The 260-nt window shown below is 55.4% G+C and carries 1 protein-coding gene; it reads right to left on the reverse strand.

Features of this window, described 5'->3' with window-relative positions; genetic code table 11:
* Window positions 1–47: 47 nt before the first annotated feature.
* Window positions 48–260 (reverse strand): hypothetical protein (locus SB717_RS37250; protein WP_410908140.1); only part of this gene is annotated, 213 nt, incomplete at its 5' end.

The raw sequence follows: 260 nt of genomic DNA on the forward strand, positions 1-260 counted from the left end.
GTTGCCGAGCGACTGCCCGTGTGATCCTAGACAGTCGCTGCTTGTAACTAATCAGGAACGATGCGGGCAGGCCGGCTTTCCCACATACCCAGGTTTTCCGCCGAAGAAACCAGGGGAAAGTGCCGGCGAGCGTCCATCTTCGCAAGGTCAGAAAGACTGAACGCACAGGTGGATGAATCGATGCATGCGATAGCACGTTCCGCCACTATGGAATGGTCCGAGTCAACACAAGGAGGTAGAAACAAGATGCCGGTTGGTTC

Source organism: Priestia sp. SIMBA_032 (assembly GCF_046535215.1).
Lineage (GTDB): Bacteria > Bacillota > Bacilli > Bacillales > Bacillaceae_H > Priestia > Priestia aryabhattai.